A 15,745-nucleotide genomic window follows, 5' to 3' on the forward strand; every position below is an offset into this window, starting at 1 on the left:
CACCTGCATATCGCTCTCCTCGGTAGCGTGCCGGCGCGGGCCCTCTACTCCCTTTGCGCGATCCTAGTTTCATCGGCGATCCGGTCACTTGGATGCAGCACGACGCGGTCTCCGGCAACGAGACCCGAGAGAACCTCCGCGAGGCGGTTGTTGCGGTGGCCGATCTGGACGAGAGTCGTCCGGGCCCGGCCGTTCTGGTCGACAAAAACGGCCCACTGATCGCCCTTCCGGAACAAAGCGCTTACCGGCACGGACAGGGCGTCCTGGGCATGCACAACGACGCGATAGTCATGGCCAAGCGAGGCCCAATTCTCTGGCGGGTCGCTGAAATCGATGGTGACCCGGACCCGCTGTTCCTCGATACCCAGCGCCGAAACCTTCAGGAAGCCGGCGGGGTCGACACGGACCACCTTGCCCCTGATCGGCGGCCCGCCCCAGCCGTCGATCCGCACGGGCGCGCCAACCTTGATCTGCACGGCATCGATCGACAGCAGGTCAGCCACAACCTCCAGATCGAGCGGGTTGCCGATGTCGATCAACGACGTCCCGGGCAGAACCGTCGCCTCGCTGTCCTGGATGATCTTCAGCACCCGTCCGCTCGCCGGCGCGAGCACGCGGACGCAGCACATCGGCTCCGCTGACGGCGCGGCATTGGCAGGGTCCATCAGCCGCGCCGCGAGACTGGTGCGCACTGCGCGACGCATCTCGATCTGAGCCTTCGCACTCGCCAGGGCGGCTTCGTTGGTGGCGACCTCGAATTTCGCCTTGTCGAAGGCCTGAGCCGAGGTGGACTGCGTCCGCAGCAGCGTCTGCGCCCGCTGGAACTCGGTCCGGGAGAAGTCCAGCGCGGCCTCGATCCGCTTCACTTCGGCTTCCTGCTGCTGAATGGCCGCGTCGGCAGCCAGCACTTCGGCCTGAAGCTGGTCGCGCGAGCGCACGTCGATGAATCCCGGCAGCGTCGGCTGCATGAGAGCGACGACGGTCTGGTTGGCGGTCACCTCGTCGCCGACGTGAAGCGAGGGTCCCTGCTCGCCGAGCGGATGCGAAATCCTGAGGACCTTTCCAGCGATGGGCGCCGAGACCGTGTAGACGTGGCGAACATGCGTCTTGCCGTCATCGTCCGCGGTAACTTCGATCGGACCCTTGGCCAGGGCTGCGAGATCGACCAGAACCGGGCGCGGCCAAGCGAACCAGGCCAGCCCGCTCGCGATGGCGGCTAGAAGCGCCGCGCCGATGAAACGTTTGGTCCAGTTGGCCGACATAGCTAGTCTCGCGTCTTGAGGACCGCGACGAGGTCCAGTTTGTCGATGCGTTCGCGGATGACCGCGGCGGAGGCGATCGCGGCCAGGACCACGACGGAGGTCGCGGTGACATAGGTGGAATGCTCGACGACGAGGCGGACCCGCATCAGCTCGCCGGCCAGATTGGTCTTCATGACCCATGCGAGCCCGTAGCCCATCAGCCAGCCCGGCGGCTGGGCGATCAACGTCAGGATGGCGAGCTCGAGCAGGAGAATGCGCAGGACCTCGCCGCGCGTGAAGCCGAGCACGCGCAGGCTGGCCAGCTCCCGGGCCCGTTCGGACAGCGAGATGCGGGCGTTGTTGTAGACCACGCCGAACGCGATCACGGCGGCGAGACCGGTGTAGATGCTCGCCATTGTGGTGACGAGCAGTGCGACCGTCTTGCGGAAGTTCGCGAGCGAGACGCGCTGCAGCGCCACGCCGCCGACCGTCGGCATGGACTTCACCGCCGCGTAGAAATCCTCCGTCCGGCTCTCGTCGAGGCTGAGGTTCACACTGCTCACGATCGGCGCTTCACGCATCAGCTTGCGGAGCGCCCCAATCTCCATCATTCCCCTGATGCCGAAATAATCCTCGACCGTCGCCACGACCGGCGTCGTGACCGTGCGACGGGCGCCCTCCAGCATATCGAGTTCGACGGTGTCACCGGCGCGGACGCCGAGGATCTGAGCCAGCATGCCGGACAGCGCAAGGCCCGTCTCGGGCAGCGCGACCGGATGAAGGTCGGCGTCGATGATACGCCGCAAATCGGCATCTGCAGACCGACCGCTGATCATGATCCGACGTTCGACGTTGCCGTGGCGAATCCGGACGGGCACCTCGCGGAACGGCTCGGCAGCGAGAACGCCGGGAAGTCGGCTCACCTGCTCCACCACGTTCGCGATGCGCTTCTCGGCAAATCCGATAGTCGCATCCTGCCGGTCGGCGAGGAAATAGGTCACGTCGATCAGGTGCTCCATCGAGTCCCGCGTGAACAACGAAACGACCAGGATGGCCGTGGCCAGCGCCATGCCAAGCGCCGTGAACGCGGCGCGGACAGGATGCCGCACGATGTTGCGTATCATCATGAGCGTCGGCTGCGACACGATCTGGTCGAGCTGAATGCTTGCCGGCAACAGCCGCCGATAGACCGGCGGCGCGGGCGGTTGCATTGCAACGGCCGGCGGCAGCTTGACCACGTCCCGCAGCGCCCTCAGCGCGCCGATGGCAGCGGCCGCCGCGCTGAGCGCGCCGGCGGTGACGTACAGATCCGGCGCCTTCGCGAATACCAGGAACGGAAAGTGGAAGAAGTCGCCGAAAAGGGCGGTGACGCGCAATCCGAGCCAGGTGCCGGCGACGCCGCCCAGGAGGATTCCGGTCGCAACGATCAATGCCACGAACTTCAGATAATGCAGCACGACGCTGCGGTCCGAATAGCCGAGCGCCTTGAAGAGGCCGATCTGTTCGCGCTCGAGCGCGACCAGCCGGGTCAAAGTGAGGTTGACCAAGAACGCGGCCACCAGCAGAAAGATCGGTGGCAACGTGCGGCTCATGTTGTTGAGCATGTCGAGTTCATGATCGAGCCAGGCGTGCGAGGTCTGGTCCTTCCGCCCGTGCGCCGCCTGCCCGCCATACGGGTCGAGCAACGCGTCGACCCGCGCGATCACGTCGCGCTCCGACGCGCCAGGCTGCAGCTTGACCGACACCGCCGAAAAAGCGCCATCGAGATCATAGACACTGGCGAGCGCCTTCTCCGACATCCAGACGATGGCGTAGCGGCGATCGTCGGGCATCAGGTCGCCAGGGCCGACGGTGTAGACGAATTCGGGTGACAACGCGGTGCCGACAATCGCGAGTTCGCGCTTCTTGCCATTCAGGATGGCCGAGAACCGCGCCCCTTCCGAGAAGCCATGAGCCCGGGCGAACGGCTCGTTGACGACCACCTCCTCCGTCCGTCCCGACTCCGGAAGGCGTCCGGACCGCATGTAGAGCCGGTTGAGATGCGGCTCGCCGCTATCCGGCAGCGAAACGAACTGCGCGCTGGCGGGCTGCGAGAAGCCGGGAATGTCCAGCAGCGCCGGCTTCGCTATACGCGCATCGACGGCGGCAACGCCGGGAATTTCGCGAATCCTGTCGGCCAGTGCCTTGGGCGCGCGCTTCGCCTGCGCGAATACGTCGCCGAAACCGTAGCGTTCGTAATACGCGACCCGGGTCTCCTCGAGCGAGCGATGGGAGCCGACCGCGAGCACCAGCGTCGCAACGCCGCCGCCGACGACCAGCGCGACGGCGAGCACCTGCGCCCAGAGCCTTCTGACGTCGCGAAACAGCTTGATATCGAGCGCCGTCATGGCCGTCACCAGGTGAGCTCGGCGGCTTGCCGCCGTGTCTCGTTGTTCTGAGTCCGGGAGACACGGCCGTCGGCGAAGAACAGCACCCGGTCAGCGACCTCCTGAATGCTGGCGTTGTGCGTGATGATGATGGTGGTGGTGCCGAGCTGCCGGTTCACCCCGAGCAGCGCCTCGATGACGCGAATGCCGGTCTTCGAATCCAGCGCTCCGGTGGGCTCATCACACAGCAGCACCGCCGGACGCTTCGCGATGGCCCGGGCGATGGCGACGCGCTGCTGCTCGCCGCCGGAGAGCTGGGCAGGGAAGTGATGCATCCGCTCGTCCAGCCCGACCAGTGCGAGGGCCTCGTCGGGCCGCATCGGGTCCTTGGCGACTTCGGTCACCAGCGCGACGTTTTCATAAGCCGTCAGGCTCGGCACCAGATTGTAGAACTGAAAGACGAAGCCGATATGATCCCGGCGATACCGGGTCAGTTCGCGATCTCCGAGATCCGTCAGGTCGAGGTCGCGGAAGAACAGCCTGCCGCTGGTCGGCCGGTCGAGGCCGCCCATGATGTTGAGCAACGTCGTCTTGCCGCTGCCGGAGGGCCCGAGCAACACGACCACCTCCTTCTCGGCGATTTCGAGGTCGACATTGTTGAGGGCATGCACCATCACCTCGCCGGAAACGTAGGTCTTGGTCAGGGCTTTCGCGGTGAAAACAGGCTCGCTCATCGAATTCCTTTCGAGCCAGTGCCATCCGCCGGCATCTTCTTCCTCGCGAAAATCAGCCGAGACGGTAGCCGCCGGAAGAGCCGCGGCCGAACAGCCGACCGAGATGAGGTATGAAGGCCGGGACCTCCGCAGCGTATTTCGTGTAGGCCTCGCCGAACTCCGTCCTGACGTCCCGCTCCTCGTCTCTCGCGAGCTTGACGTACATGACGGTCAAGACGGGAAACATCGCCAACGTGAGGATGGTCGGCCACTGCAACAGGAAGCCGAACATCACCAGCACGAAGCCGACATATTGCGGATGCCGCACGTAGCCGTAGGGACCGGAGGTCGCGAGGCTTCGGGTCTGCTGCGCGTCGTACAGCACCCGCCAGGCGGCGGAGATCAGAATGAGCCCCGCAGCGATGAAGACGAAGCTCAGAACGTGGAACGGTCCGGCATGCGGATTGGTCTTCCAGCCGAACATCATCTCAAGCAGATGGCCGGCGTCATGCGAGAACCAGTCGACATTCGGGTAGCGCGACTGCAGCCACCCCGACAAGAAATAGATGGTGAGCGGGAAGCCGTACATCTCGACGAACAGCGCCACCAGAAACGCGCTGAACGCGCCGAACGAGCGCCAGTCGCGGGGCGTCTGCGGCTTGAAGAAGCTGTAGGCGAACAGGATGAACACCGCCGAATTGACGATGACGAGGCTCCAGAGGCCGTAGGCGGGGGCGGTGTCGTGCATCAGGCGCTCCCTCGATCGTTCGGCCGACCGCCATGATGGTGGCCGTGTCCGCCATGCATGAAGATATGCATCAGCGGACAGGCGAGGAGCGGCAGCCAGACCAGGAGGCCGAGCACATGGGCCCGATGCTCGGTGAACAGGAGCGTGCCGGCGACGACCAGGAATCCCGCCAGGACGAAGCCGGCCTTGGCTCTCGTGGACCTGCCCGCTTGCGGGCTCTCTCGATAGGCGGGATGATCCTGCACCGGCATGGGCGCGCTCCCCTCGAGCACCGCAGCATAAGGGCACGGCTGCCATCGCTTTTGACGCAGATCAACGGCTCGGGAGGCTGAAGTCGCGGACCCAGCCTGGAGCCGTCCTCGCCTTGCGATTCCTCAATACCGATGTTGCACGGATGCCTATCGTGACGCCTCTCCAACCTGGAGGACCGAACATGATCACCAAGAAGCTTCTCGCCGCTGTCGGCATCGTTTCTTTGCTGGCCCTTCCCGCGATGGCTCAAACCGCCGACAAGGAACAGAACGGCCATCACTACAGCGGCGGACCGAAAACCGAAGTCCCTCACCACATGGGCAGCAAGAAGGGGACCGTCGGCACCTCTACCAAAACCACATCGGGACGCCATCATTACACCGGCGGACCCAGCACCTCGACGCCCCACCACATGGGCGACAAGACCAAGTGATTCTGCCTAGCGCCGGTCTGTGATGATCTCAGTCTGGCTGCTACGCTGGCAGCCGCTTGAGTTGCGTCCCGTCTCCGAAACGGCGGGGCGCCGCGCTGGCAGGACGATCTTGTTCATCTCGACCGCGCCTTGGTGTCGTCGCCTGAGATGCGACCGTCAACGCGGAGAAGGCACTCGTTCCAGTCCGACCCGGTTCGTTGCCCTTGCGGTGGCCGGCGCCGTCTCGCGCGGCGCGCGGCGACCGTTCAGCACCACGCCGACGATGGTGAAGCGCACGAGCAAATGATAGCTCGCCAGCATCGCGGGAAGCGCAACGGCGAGGATGATGGCGAACTTGACCGGCCCGGGCCAGCCGAGCTGAGACACCGCCACCTGCAGCGCCATGACGATCGGCATGTGGATCAGATAGAGCCAGTAGGAGGCATCGGCGAGGTAGCGGCGCGTCGGGCTGAAGCCGGACATGAATCGGAGCGCGAGACCAACGAACGCGAAGGTCGAAATCCAGATCGCCGGCGCGTACAGGACGGCGGCGACAAGCCTCAGCGTGTCGTAGCTGACAGGCAGCTTTGGAGCCCCCGGCGCTGACGTCATCACGCCCGATAGCACGAAACTCACCAGGATCAGGCAGGCGGCGAGCAGGAGATGCGGGAGCCAGCGCCGCTCAAGGAGCCGCAGCAGATCGACCTGCCGATGCAACAGCCAGCCGGCGCCGAACGCGGTGCCGAAGCCGATCCAGGCCTGCGCGCTGGTGACGAGCGATTGATCCGGTGTCCTCACCCCCATCGCACCCATCCATCTGTGATCGAGGCTGAAAGCGATGCCGATCGGGATCGCCAGGACCAGGGGAGCAAGCGGGTTTCGCATCAGCCGCGCGAAGACACGGTCGAGCTTCGCCCGCAGAGTACCGGCCGCATCGAGCCGGACGACGGCACTGCGCAGCAGAAGCATGGCGACATAGAGCTCCAGCAACACGTAGAGAAACCAGAGATGGGCGAGCGGGAAATTCGGCAGCACTGGCGGCCAGTTGCGCATGCCGGCGGTCGGACCGCCATTCGGAAAGCCGGAGGCCCAGATCACGACCACCACGATGGCCGTGAACACAATGGGCCAGCCGATCACGAGCGGCAGCCCGATCCGCTGCAGCCTGTCCCTGACGAAGCCCCCGATCCCCCGACGATGAAAGCCCATGCGGGCGAAGAAACCGGCCATCAGGAAGAAGGTGGTCATCCGGAAGACATGGATGGCGAAGGACAAAAGGCCCAGCGCAACGCTTGGATGGGTATCCTGGATGAACCAGAACCGGGGCGTGGCGGGCACGAATGACAATGCGGCGTGCAGGACGATGCCGAGCAGCAGGGCAAAGGCCCTGACCGCATCGAGGGCGTGCAGTCGTTCGGACGCAGAGGGGGTGGCGATCGAAGGGGGCATGGGCAGGCTCGCTGCTGGGGGCTCGCCTGACAGCCTGCCCAATCATGCCCGTGCCTTCTTGCCCGATCCGGAAATCGGCTAGCCGATTCCTTGATGCCGCTGGCCGATTTCCTCATCGCGTGCCGGGTCCGGCGCCGTTTGAGGCCGGGCCAGGGCCTCGCGCCGAAACTCGCTCGGGGTCATGCCGGTTTCGGCCTTGAAGGCGCGGTTGAAAGGTCCGATCGACTGGAAGCCCGCATCCATGGCGATGGTCAGCACCGGCACCTCCCGCTGCGTCACGTCGGACAACGCCGTCTTTGCGTCATCGATGCGATAATGGTTGAGGAACGCATTGAAGTTCCGATAGCCCAACCCCTCGTTGATTGCCTGGCGGAGCCGATACTCGGGAACGTCAAACCGTGCCGCGAGTGCCCCGATCGCAAGGCCCTCCTGCCGATAGATGCGTTCGACGGTCATCAGATGGTCGAGGCGGCGGAGCAGCAGCGGGTCGACGACGGTTCCTCCCGTGCTGGAACGGTCGGCCCCTCGCGGCTGACCGCCCGTGTCGCCGGATGCGATCGCGGCCGTGGCGTCGTTGGCGGCCACGGTCGCCTGCGTGCCGAAAACCCCGGCGCCGGCCAGCATGGCCACCACGAAGAGGCCAAAGGCTGTCTGGAGACTGCCCGGCGCGCCGGGCACTGCGACAGGAATCGCGGCGAAGCCGGCGCCTGCAATGGCTGCGATGAGCACCACATTGACCGCGAGCATCGCAAGCCGCAGCCGGCGCCGCCGGGCCACCAGATCGGCGCGCCAGGACTTCACCGTCTGGGCCGCGGCCGCGAGTGCCAGCACCAGGGCCAGCAACGACTGCACCTTGCCACCGGCCATGGCCATGGCGGGCCAGCTCGTCCAGCCCAGGGTCATTGCGAATCCAAAGGCGACGATGGCCAGCCACAGCACGCCGTGCCATCGCCTGAGCACGAAATCGTCGTCGAATGCCGCGCGCGCCCACAGCCAGAACACGGCGGGCTGCGCCGACAGGATCGGCAGCACCCACCACCACGACGATTTGGGAAAGAACGGAGCGGTCGCGATGGCGTAGAACACGCCACCGGCGGCCATCGCCATGCCCAGCAAGGCCTGCTGGCCGGTCGCACGACGCATCAGCGCAACGACGATGATCATCAGGAACACGCCGCTCACCGCGCCGCGCAGCCCGAGATCGATTGCCGTGAGCCCCATCGCGTTCACACCCTGCGCCATGCGCTTCTCCCCGAAGACCGCTGCTGACCCGAACCAGACCTACGGAGGGTCGTTGAGTGACCGCTCCATGACGATCGTGCGTTCATCACCATAGTCGCTGTCGCGCACGGCGCTGAATCCGAGCCGCGCGTAGAAAATCTCAGCGGTGACTGAGGAAGGAACCGTCAAGGCAGGGATGTTTCGCTCGCGCGCTGCGCGCTCGACCTCCGCCATCAGCCGCTTGCCGATGCCTCGGGCCTGAACGTCAGGTGCCACGAAGACGGTCCGGACGACGCTTCCATCAAGGCTTGCCGTTCCAACGACGCGGCTGCCGATGGCGGCAACGAAAACCGAGCGCTTCCCAATCAGCTGCCTGACGGCATCCGGACTGAAGCCGCGCTCTACCCGTTCGATAATCTCGTTCGTGTAGTCCTTTGCATTCGTTTCGCGCAGCGCACGCAAAATGACCCCGCTAATACCATCGGCATCATCTTCGCGCGCGGGCCGGATCGTGCACTCCATGGATCGCTCAACTGAAGCCGCTGGAAAGATTGAAATCTCACGCCTTCGCCGCGCGACCGGCCATCAGCTTGTCACGCAACCGAGCTCAATGCTACCATTGGTAGCATAGTCGTCGCAAGCCGCCCGAGAGGACACGATGGACCAGCCGATCCGCGGCGATGCGAAGGCGCCGGCCGCGCTGACGCCCGAGCACGCACCGTTGAGCGAGATCATCGACGCTTTGGCCGGCGGGCAGCTCACCGCCACAGCGCTGACGAAATCCTATCTCGCGTACATCCAAGCCTACGACCGCAACGGGCCCGCGCTCAATTCGGTCCGCATGCTCAATCCCGATGCGCTCACGATCGCAGGCGAGTGCGACGGCATCAAGCCGTCGGTCGGGCAGCCGCTGGCGGGCGTGCCTATCCTGCTGAAGGACAACATCGCCACCGGCGACAAGCAGCCGACCACGGCAGGCTCGCTGGCGCTGGCAGGTGCGCACGCCAGGGACGACGCCACGATCGTCAAGCTGTTGCGCGACGCCGGCGCGGTGATCCTTGGCAAGGCGAACCTGACCGAGTTCGCCAACATGCTCGCAGTCGACATGCCCTCGGGCTATTCGTCGCTGGGCGGCCAGGTGAAAAACCCTTACGCGCCGAATTTGACCGGCGAACACGGCATTCCGGTCTTGCAGCCAGGCGGATCGAGCTCGGGGTCGGCGGTCGCGGTGGCGGCCGGCCTGTGTGCGGCATCGATCGGCACCGAGACCTCGGGCTCGCTGCTGTTCCCCGCCAGCCTGAACGGCCTCGTCACGGTGAAGCCGACGGTCGGACTGATCAGCCGTGCGGGCATCCTGCCGCTCGCACACAGCCAGGACACCGCAGGGCCGATGACGCGCACCGTGCGCGACGCGGCGCTGCTGTTGAATGTGCTCGCTGCGAGGGACCCGCTCGATCCGGCGACGCAGAAGCAGCGGCGGCCCGCCGACTACACCGCGGGCCTTGCCACCAACGCCGTCAAGGGCACGCGCATCGGCGTGCCGAGCGACCCCAGCGACCCCTTGAACGATTGCTATTACGGCAAGCTGCTGCCCAACAGGGTCAAGGTGATGAGCGAGACGATCAAGGTGCTGGAGGATCTTGGCGCAATCATCGTGCGCGCCAACATGCCGACGCTGGGCTGGATCGGCGGGCCGGGCACGACCATGGCCGTGCTCAACCGCAATCCGCTGAGCGAGCACAAGGGCGCCATCGCAAGGCCGCCTGTCGTCTTCCTCTACGAGCTGAAGCGCGATCTCAACCTCTATTTGAAGGACTGGGCGACTGGCACCGACATCAAGACCATCGCCGACATCGTGGCCTTCAACGAAGCCAACGCGGGGAAGGCGCTGCGTTTCGGGCAGGACCACTTCCTCGCCGCTGACATGACCAGGGGCGATCTGAGCGAGCGAGAGTACAAATCCGCGCGTGCCATGGACCTGCTCTCGGCCAGGACGCGCGGCATGGATGCCTACATGAACCAGCACAAGCTGGACGCAGTGCTGTTCGCCGGCGCGACGGGCGCCGCGATTGCCGCCAAGGCCGGCTATCCCAGCGTCATGGTGTGCGGCGGCTTCATCTCGGGAACGATCGACGGCAAGGACACGCCCGACTATCCGCTCGGCGTCGCCTTCGCGGGGAGAGCCTGGAGCGAGCACAAGCTGCTGCGGCTGGCCTATGCGTTCGAACAGGCAACGCGCGCCCGCAAGCCGCCGCCGGGGCTTGCCGGCGCTGTAGGGCCGCAAGCTTGATCCTCAGCGCCAAATAGCCCACCATCACATCCTCACCGCTCACGGCAGAAGGGGCGAGGAAACACAGCAATGAACGCAACTGACGCAGCTGGTCTGGTCGAACGTGCCCGCGCCATCGTACCGATCATCGCGCGCGAGGCGGACGAGATCGAGCGGACGCGTCGGCTGACGCCTGTCGTCGTGAACGCCCTGATCGATAATGGGCTCTATCGCGCGCTGCTACCACAGAGCCTCGGCGGTGCCGAGGCGCCGATCGACATCTTCATGCAGATGCTCGAGGAGATCGCGAAGGCCGATGCCTCGACCGCCTGGTGTCTCGGCCAGTGCAGCGTCTGCGCGATGATCGCGGCCTCGCTCGATCGCGACGCCGCGCAGGAGATCTTCAACGAAGGCCGCGGCATCCTGGCCTGGGGCGCGATCGCGCACGAGGCGCGCGCGGTCGCAGGCGGCTATCGCGTCACGGCGCGCTGGGATTTTGCCTCGGGCTCGCGGCAGGCGAGCTGGCTGGGCGCACATGTGCGCATCCTCAGCGCTGACGGGGCGCCGCGCAAAAATGCCGATGGCTCGCCGGAGGTGCGGACCATTCTGTTTCCTGCCGCAAGCGCGACGTTGCACGACGTCTGGCAGGCGATCGGGCTCGCCGGCACCGGCACCGATTCCTACGAGGTGAGCGACCTCTTCATCCCCGAGCGCTTCACGGCGTTTCGCGACGTGCCGTCAGGCTTGCGCGAGACCGGCCCGCTCTACAGGATCGGCACCGGCGCGGCCTTTAGCTTGGGTTTTGCCGCGGTGTCGCTCGGCCTGGCACGCGCCACGCTGGATGCAGCGATTGCACTTGCACGCGAAAAGCGCCCATCGCTGGCGGCCGGCGCCATGCGCGACAACGGGGCGGTGCAGGGCCTGATCGGCCGCACCGAGGGCGACCTTCGCGCCGCGCGCGCCTATCTCTATGCGACCGCGACTGCGATGTGGCGCGACCTCTGTGCGACCGGCGAATTCGGCGCAGCGCACCGCAGCGCGGTGCGGCTCGCCGCGACCTGGACCATCCATCAATCAACAAAGGTGGTCGACACCGCCTATCACATGGCCGGGGCGACCGCGGTGTTTCGCAGCAACCCGTTCGAGCGGCGGTTTCGCGACATGCACGCCATCGCCCAGCAGATCCAGGCGCGCGACACGCATTACGAGGACGTGGGGAAGGCGATCTTGGCCGGGGGCTGATGGCAGCCGCAACGACGGTCTGCTCCCTCCCCCGCTTGCGGGGCGCAACGAGCTCCGCTCGCGCTGAGAGGGCTGGGGAGAAGGTGTCTCCGCAAGCGGGAGAGGTTAATCGAGAGAGCGGTGCGTCCCTTACTTCGGTATCCGCATCACGCCACCAGCGCGGCGTCCTCGCCGTCGATGCCGCGCTGCGCGGCCAGCAGGCTGATGATCTCAGCGTTGGGCCGGGCCTTGCTGAACAAAAAGCCCTGGCCCTCGTCGCAGCCCTCGGTGCGGAGGCAGCTGAGCTCGGCTTCGGTCTCGACGCCCTCGGCGGTGATGGTGACCCCCAGGCCCTTGCCGAGGCTGACGATGGAGCGGATGATCGCCTGGGCCTCGCGGTTGGCGCCGAGATCGCGGACGAAGGACTGGTCGATCTTGATCTTGTCGAAGGGGAAGCTGCGCAAATAGCTGAGGCTGGAATAGCCGGTGCCGAAATCGTCCATCGAGATGCGCACCCCGAGCGCGCGCAAGGCATGCAGCGTCGCCAGCACCTGCGCGCTCTTCTCCAGCAGCAGCGTCTCGGTGATCTCGAGCTCGAGCCGCCGCGGCGGCAGGCCGGAGTGCCTCAAGGCGTCCGTCACGATCGAAAGCAGATTGCCGCTGCGGAACTGAAGCGGCGACAGATTGACCGCGACGCGGACGTCGTCCGGCCAGGTCGCGGCGTCGAGGCACGCCCGGCGCAGCATCAACCCGCCGAGCGGATTGATCAGGCCGGTGTCCTCGGCGACCGGAATGAACTCGGCCGGCGAGATCATGCCGCGCTCGGCATGCGGCCAGCGCACCAGCGCCTCGAAGCCGGTGATGCGGCCGCTCTGGAGGTCGATCAGCGGCTGGTAATAGGGGCGCAGCACGTCGTTCTGGATCGCGTCGCGCAGCTCGACCTCGATCTTGCGGCGGCTCTGCGCTTTCGCGTCGAGCGCGGCCTCGAAGTAGGCAAAGGTGCCGCGCGCATCCAGCTTGGCGCGCGACAGCGCCATGTCGGCGCTCTTGAGCAGCTTCTCGGAATCATCGCCGTCGCCCGGCGCCATGGCGATGCCGATCGAGGCGCCGATCACCACGGAATGGCCGTCCAGCAGATAGGGATCGGCGATCGCCGCGAGCAGACGTTTGGCCAGCATCACCGCGTCCTCGGGACGCGTCAGGCCGCTCTGCACGATCGCGAACTCGTCGGAATTGAGCCGCGCCAGCGCGTCTTCCTCGCGCAGCGTCGAGCGCAGCCGCTTGGCGACGCCGCGCAGGAGCTTGTCGCCGACCGCATGTCCGAGCGTGTCGTTGACCGACTTGAAACTGTCGAGCCCCAGCATCAGCAGCGCGACCTTGTCGGTGTTGCGCCGCCTATGCAGCAGCATCTCGTCGACCTGCTGGCGCAGCAGGCTGCGGTTGGGCAGGCCGGTCAACCCGTCGTGCTGGGCCATGAAGGCGAGCCGCGCCTCGGCGCGCTTGCGTTCGGTGATGTCCATCAGCGCGAGCAGCACAGCCGGCCGCTCGGCATAGGTCAATTCGCGGGAATAGATCGCAAGGTCGATCAGCGCACCGTCGGCCTTGACGTGCTTCCAGGTGCGGCCGGCCTGCTCCTCGCCGGTCGGATCGGCGGTCCAGGGCGGCTCGCTGTCGAAGGCCTGCAGGGAGCGGATCTTCAGTCGCTCGAACTCGGCGCGGCTGTAGCCGTAATGCGCGATCGCGGCGTCGTTGACGCCGAGGATGCACTCGTCGTCCAGCGCGCAGACGATCATGGGCACGGGATTGCCATCGAACAGCAGGCGGAAAGAGGCCTCGCGCTGCTTCAGCTCGGTGATGTCGACGCGCAGGCCGACGACGCCACCATCGTCGGTCAGGCGCTCGTCGATCAGGATGACGCGGCCGTCCGACAGCTTCTGCTCGTGGCGGGCGCCGGGCTGATAGAGCCTTTGCAGCCGCTCGGCGATCCACTCGTCCTCGTGGCCCAGGGCTTCCGGATAGTCGCCGCGCGCAACGCCGATGCGCAGCGTGTCTTCGAGACGCGCGCCCTCTTCGAACAGATCGGCGGTCTTGCTGTAGATCTCGGCGTATTTCTTGTTCCAGAGGACGTAGCGGCCCTCGGCATCGAGAAACACGATGCCCTGCGGCAGGATGTCGACGGCCTGGCGCAGACGCTCATGGGATTTGCGCGCGTCCGCGATCGCAGCCTCCGCCTCGGCGCGGCTGCGCAGGACTTCATCGCGTTCCGAAAGAGCTCGCTGCGCGCGCGCGAAGCGTGGCTTGCGCGGCGATTGGCCAGCCCGGGCAAGCACGCTTTGCTTTCGTTTTCTTGTTTTTCGAGACCCCAAACCCAACTTCACTCGTCCCAGTCGCGCTCAACGACGCAAGTTTTGGGGCAAGTGTCTGAAAAAAAAGTAATCTTGAGTGCCCGCGCCTGCCAAGGCGCCGCCTCGCGAGCACCGAGAGCCCGGCTCTGATGCCTGTTTACGAGGCGCAAGCAGGCCGAGTGGCGCACCAGACCTGCGTCTTCGTCGCAATCGAAGAGAGCGGTGGTGCAAAAACGCGCGCTCTCCATGAATCAATTCCGGGCGCGGGTCCGATTGCATACGGGATGGAAACGAACCCGGTTCCGCGCACGAATTTTGGTCAATGCAGGATACGGTTATTGCACCATTAAGAATCCGGCTGGCCCCGCGAAAAAACTACGACTTTTGGACAACCTTGTTGGCTATGAGATCGTCATGCCCGGACGCGCCTTCGCGCGGGGGCTGCGGCCGTCAAGACGCCGTGAGGTCGTCCGCCGCAGCACAGCCCGATTCTTACCCCCGACGCCGTGTTGGGTTATAAGGGCTGCGCATGAGTCCCCGCCGCTTCGCCCCTCTCCTGCTCGTCATGACGCTCCTGGCCGCCGGCGGCGCGCTGGCCCAGGACAAGGGCAGCGTCAACCCGAAGCCGCTGCCGCCGCTCGCCAATCCGAACGACCCCGATCTCGCCGCCAAGGAGCTGTTCGCGCGAAAACTGCTGCCGGCGAAGGGGGCGGCCCATGTCATCGGCTCCTACACCAAGGGCTGCATCGGCGGCGCCGAGCAGATGCCGCTCAATGGCGACAATTGGCAGGTGATGCGGCTGTCGCGCAACCGCAGCTATGGCCACCCCGAGATGATCGCGCTGATCAAGCGGCTCGCGGCCAGGGCGCACAAGGACGCGGGATGGCCGGGCATCCTGGTCGGCGACATCGCCCAGCCGCGCGGCGGCCCGGCGCTGTCAGGCCATGCCAGTCACCAGATCGGCCTCGATGCCGACATCTGGCTGACGCCGATGCCGGACCGCCGCCTCTCGCGCGATGAGCGCGAGGACATGTCGGCGGTGATGATGGTGCGTCACGACCGGCTCGACATCGATCCGAAGGTGTTCACATCAGGCCATGTGCTGGTGCTGCGCGATGCGGCGCGGGAGCCGGCGGTGCAGCGCATCTTCGTCAATGCCGCGATCAAGAAGGCGCTGTGCCGCGAAGCCAAGGGCGACCGCGCCTGGCTGTCGAAGATCCGCCCCTGGTGGGGCCACGACTACCACTTCCACATCCGCATGAGCTGCCCGGCGGGCGCCGGGGAATGCGAGGGCCAGCCGTCACAGGCCGAGGACGAAGGCTGCAAGCCCGCCGATCTCGCCTATTGGTTCTCCGACGCGGTGCTGCACCCCAAGCCGCCGCCGGAGCCGCCAAAACCAAAGCCGCCGATGACGCTGGCGCAGATGCCTGCGGCGTGCAAGGCGGTGCTGCACGCGGCGGATGCGAAGCCGTAAGGTACGCCGTCGCCCCAGCCACCACTGTCGTCCC

General features: G+C 66.1%; 13 protein-coding genes. 4 read left to right on the forward strand and 9 right to left on the reverse strand.

Going from position 1 to position 15,745, the window contains the following annotated elements; all coding sequences use genetic code 11:
- Positions 1-44: 44 nt before the first annotated feature.
- Genes AABA86_RS17710 through AABA86_RS17730 form a run of 5 tightly spaced genes read right to left on the reverse strand, consistent with a single transcriptional unit; the run spans position 45 to position 5,319 of the window.
- Positions 45-1,262 carry an efflux RND transporter periplasmic adaptor subunit gene (locus AABA86_RS17710; protein ID WP_338307677.1) on the reverse strand — a complete coding sequence of 406 codons (1,218 nt, stop codon included), beginning with the start codon at positions 1,260-1,262 and terminating at the stop codon, positions 45-47.
- A gap of 2 nt (positions 1,263-1,264) precedes the next feature.
- Positions 1,265-3,628: an ABC transporter permease gene (locus AABA86_RS17715; RefSeq protein ID WP_338307678.1), complete on the reverse strand. Its 2,364-nt coding sequence runs from the start codon at positions 3,626-3,628 to the stop codon at positions 1,265-1,267.
- Between the two features lie 5 nt (positions 3,629-3,633).
- Positions 3,634-4,341 carry an ABC transporter ATP-binding protein gene (locus tag AABA86_RS17720; RefSeq protein WP_338307679.1) on the reverse strand — a complete coding sequence of 236 codons (708 nt, stop codon included), beginning with the start codon at positions 4,339-4,341 and terminating at the stop codon, positions 3,634-3,636.
- Between the two features lie 52 nt (positions 4,342-4,393).
- Positions 4,394-5,068 (reverse strand): methyltransferase family protein, encoded by a 675-nt coding sequence (locus AABA86_RS17725; protein ID WP_338307680.1) that lies wholly within the window; start codon positions 5,066-5,068, stop codon positions 4,394-4,396.
- The gene (locus AABA86_RS17730) at positions 5,068-5,319 is read right to left on the reverse strand and encodes a DUF2933 domain-containing protein (RefSeq protein ID WP_338307681.1); all 252 of its coding nucleotides are present in this window, start codon (positions 5,317-5,319) and stop codon (positions 5,068-5,070) included. The genes AABA86_RS17725 and AABA86_RS17730 overlap by 1 nt, the downstream gene beginning before the upstream one ends.
- Positions 5,320-5,501: 182 nt before the next feature.
- On the opposite strand from AABA86_RS17730, the gene AABA86_RS17735 reads away from it, so the two are divergent.
- Entirely contained in the window at positions 5,502-5,753 is a 252-nt protein-coding gene (locus AABA86_RS17735) for a hypothetical protein (RefSeq protein ID WP_338307682.1), read from the forward strand.
- 156 nt (positions 5,754-5,909) lie between these two features.
- Here AABA86_RS17735 and AABA86_RS17740 read toward each other — a convergent pair whose 3' ends face one another.
- The 3 genes from AABA86_RS17740 to AABA86_RS17750 form a co-directional block, all read right to left on the reverse strand.
- Entirely contained in the window at positions 5,910-7,181 is a 1,272-nt protein-coding gene (locus AABA86_RS17740) for an acyltransferase family protein (RefSeq protein WP_338307683.1), read from the reverse strand.
- Between the two features lie 78 nt (positions 7,182-7,259).
- The gene (locus AABA86_RS17745; RefSeq protein ID WP_338307684.1) at positions 7,260-8,423 is read right to left on the reverse strand and encodes a helix-turn-helix domain-containing protein; all 1,164 of its coding nucleotides are present in this window, start codon (positions 8,421-8,423) and stop codon (positions 7,260-7,262) included.
- Positions 8,424-8,462: 39 nt separating this feature from the next.
- Positions 8,463-8,924: a GNAT family N-acetyltransferase gene (locus tag AABA86_RS17750; RefSeq protein WP_338307685.1), complete on the reverse strand. Its 462-nt coding sequence runs from the start codon at positions 8,922-8,924 to the stop codon at positions 8,463-8,465.
- A 136-nt stretch (positions 8,925-9,060) separates the two neighbouring features.
- Here AABA86_RS17750 and AABA86_RS17755 point away from each other — a divergent pair, with 136 nt between their 5' ends.
- Both AABA86_RS17755 and AABA86_RS17760 read left to right on the forward strand, forming a co-directional pair.
- Entirely contained in the window at positions 9,061-10,692 is a 1,632-nt protein-coding gene (locus AABA86_RS17755; protein ID WP_338307686.1) for an amidase family protein, read from the forward strand.
- 69 nt (positions 10,693-10,761) lie between these two features.
- The gene (locus tag AABA86_RS17760) at positions 10,762-11,913 is read left to right on the forward strand and encodes an acyl-CoA dehydrogenase family protein (RefSeq protein WP_338307687.1); all 1,152 of its coding nucleotides are present in this window, start codon (positions 10,762-10,764) and stop codon (positions 11,911-11,913) included.
- A 146-nt stretch (positions 11,914-12,059) separates the two neighbouring features.
- Here the strand turns inward: AABA86_RS17760 and AABA86_RS17765 are convergent, their stop codons facing one another.
- Positions 12,060-14,222, reverse strand: a complete 2,163-nt coding sequence (locus tag AABA86_RS17765; protein ID WP_338307688.1) for a putative bifunctional diguanylate cyclase/phosphodiesterase — start codon at positions 14,220-14,222, stop codon at positions 12,060-12,062.
- A gap of 544 nt (positions 14,223-14,766) precedes the next feature.
- Between AABA86_RS17765 and mepA the strand changes: the two genes are divergently transcribed.
- The gene (gene mepA, locus AABA86_RS17770; RefSeq protein WP_338307689.1) at positions 14,767-15,711 is read left to right on the forward strand and encodes a penicillin-insensitive murein endopeptidase; all 945 of its coding nucleotides are present in this window, start codon (positions 14,767-14,769) and stop codon (positions 15,709-15,711) included.
- Positions 15,712-15,745 lie beyond the last annotated feature (34 nt).

It is taken from the genome of Bradyrhizobium sp. TM233 (genome assembly GCF_036247965.1).
Classification (GTDB): Bacteria; Pseudomonadota; Alphaproteobacteria; order Rhizobiales; family Xanthobacteraceae; genus Bradyrhizobium; species Bradyrhizobium ottawaense.

Bases quoted from the DNA above. Each gene is read 5' to 3' on its own strand.
- AABA86_RS17750 (WP_338307685.1), bottom strand. From the start codon at position 8,924: ATGGAGTGCACGATCCGGCCCGCGCGCGAAGATGATGCCGATGGTATT.
- AABA86_RS17720 (WP_338307679.1), bottom strand. From the start codon at position 4,341: ATGAGCGAGCCTGTTTTCACCGCGAAAGCCCTGACCAAGACCTACGTT.
- AABA86_RS17710 (WP_338307677.1), bottom strand. From the start codon at position 1,262: ATGTCGGCCAACTGGACCAAACGTTTCATCGGCGCGGCGCTTCTAGCC.
- AABA86_RS17730 (WP_338307681.1), bottom strand. From the start codon at position 5,319: ATGCCGGTGCAGGATCATCCCGCCTATCGAGAGAGCCCGCAAGCGGGC.
- mepA (WP_338307689.1), top strand. From the start codon at position 14,767: ATGAGTCCCCGCCGCTTCGCCCCTCTCCTGCTCGTCATGACGCTCCTG.
- AABA86_RS17745 (WP_338307684.1), bottom strand. From the start codon at position 8,423: ATGGCGCAGGGTGTGAACGCGATGGGGCTCACGGCAATCGATCTCGGG.
- AABA86_RS17760 (WP_338307687.1), top strand. From the start codon at position 10,762: ATGAACGCAACTGACGCAGCTGGTCTGGTCGAACGTGCCCGCGCCATC.
- AABA86_RS17740 (WP_338307683.1), bottom strand. From the start codon at position 7,181: ATGCCCCCTTCGATCGCCACCCCCTCTGCGTCCGAACGACTGCACGCC.
- AABA86_RS17735 (WP_338307682.1), top strand. From the start codon at position 5,502: ATGATCACCAAGAAGCTTCTCGCCGCTGTCGGCATCGTTTCTTTGCTG.
- AABA86_RS17755 (WP_338307686.1), top strand. From the start codon at position 9,061: ATGGACCAGCCGATCCGCGGCGATGCGAAGGCGCCGGCCGCGCTGACG.
- AABA86_RS17725 (WP_338307680.1), bottom strand. From the start codon at position 5,068: ATGCACGACACCGCCCCCGCCTACGGCCTCTGGAGCCTCGTCATCGTC.
- AABA86_RS17715 (WP_338307678.1), bottom strand. From the start codon at position 3,628: ATGACGGCGCTCGATATCAAGCTGTTTCGCGACGTCAGAAGGCTCTGG.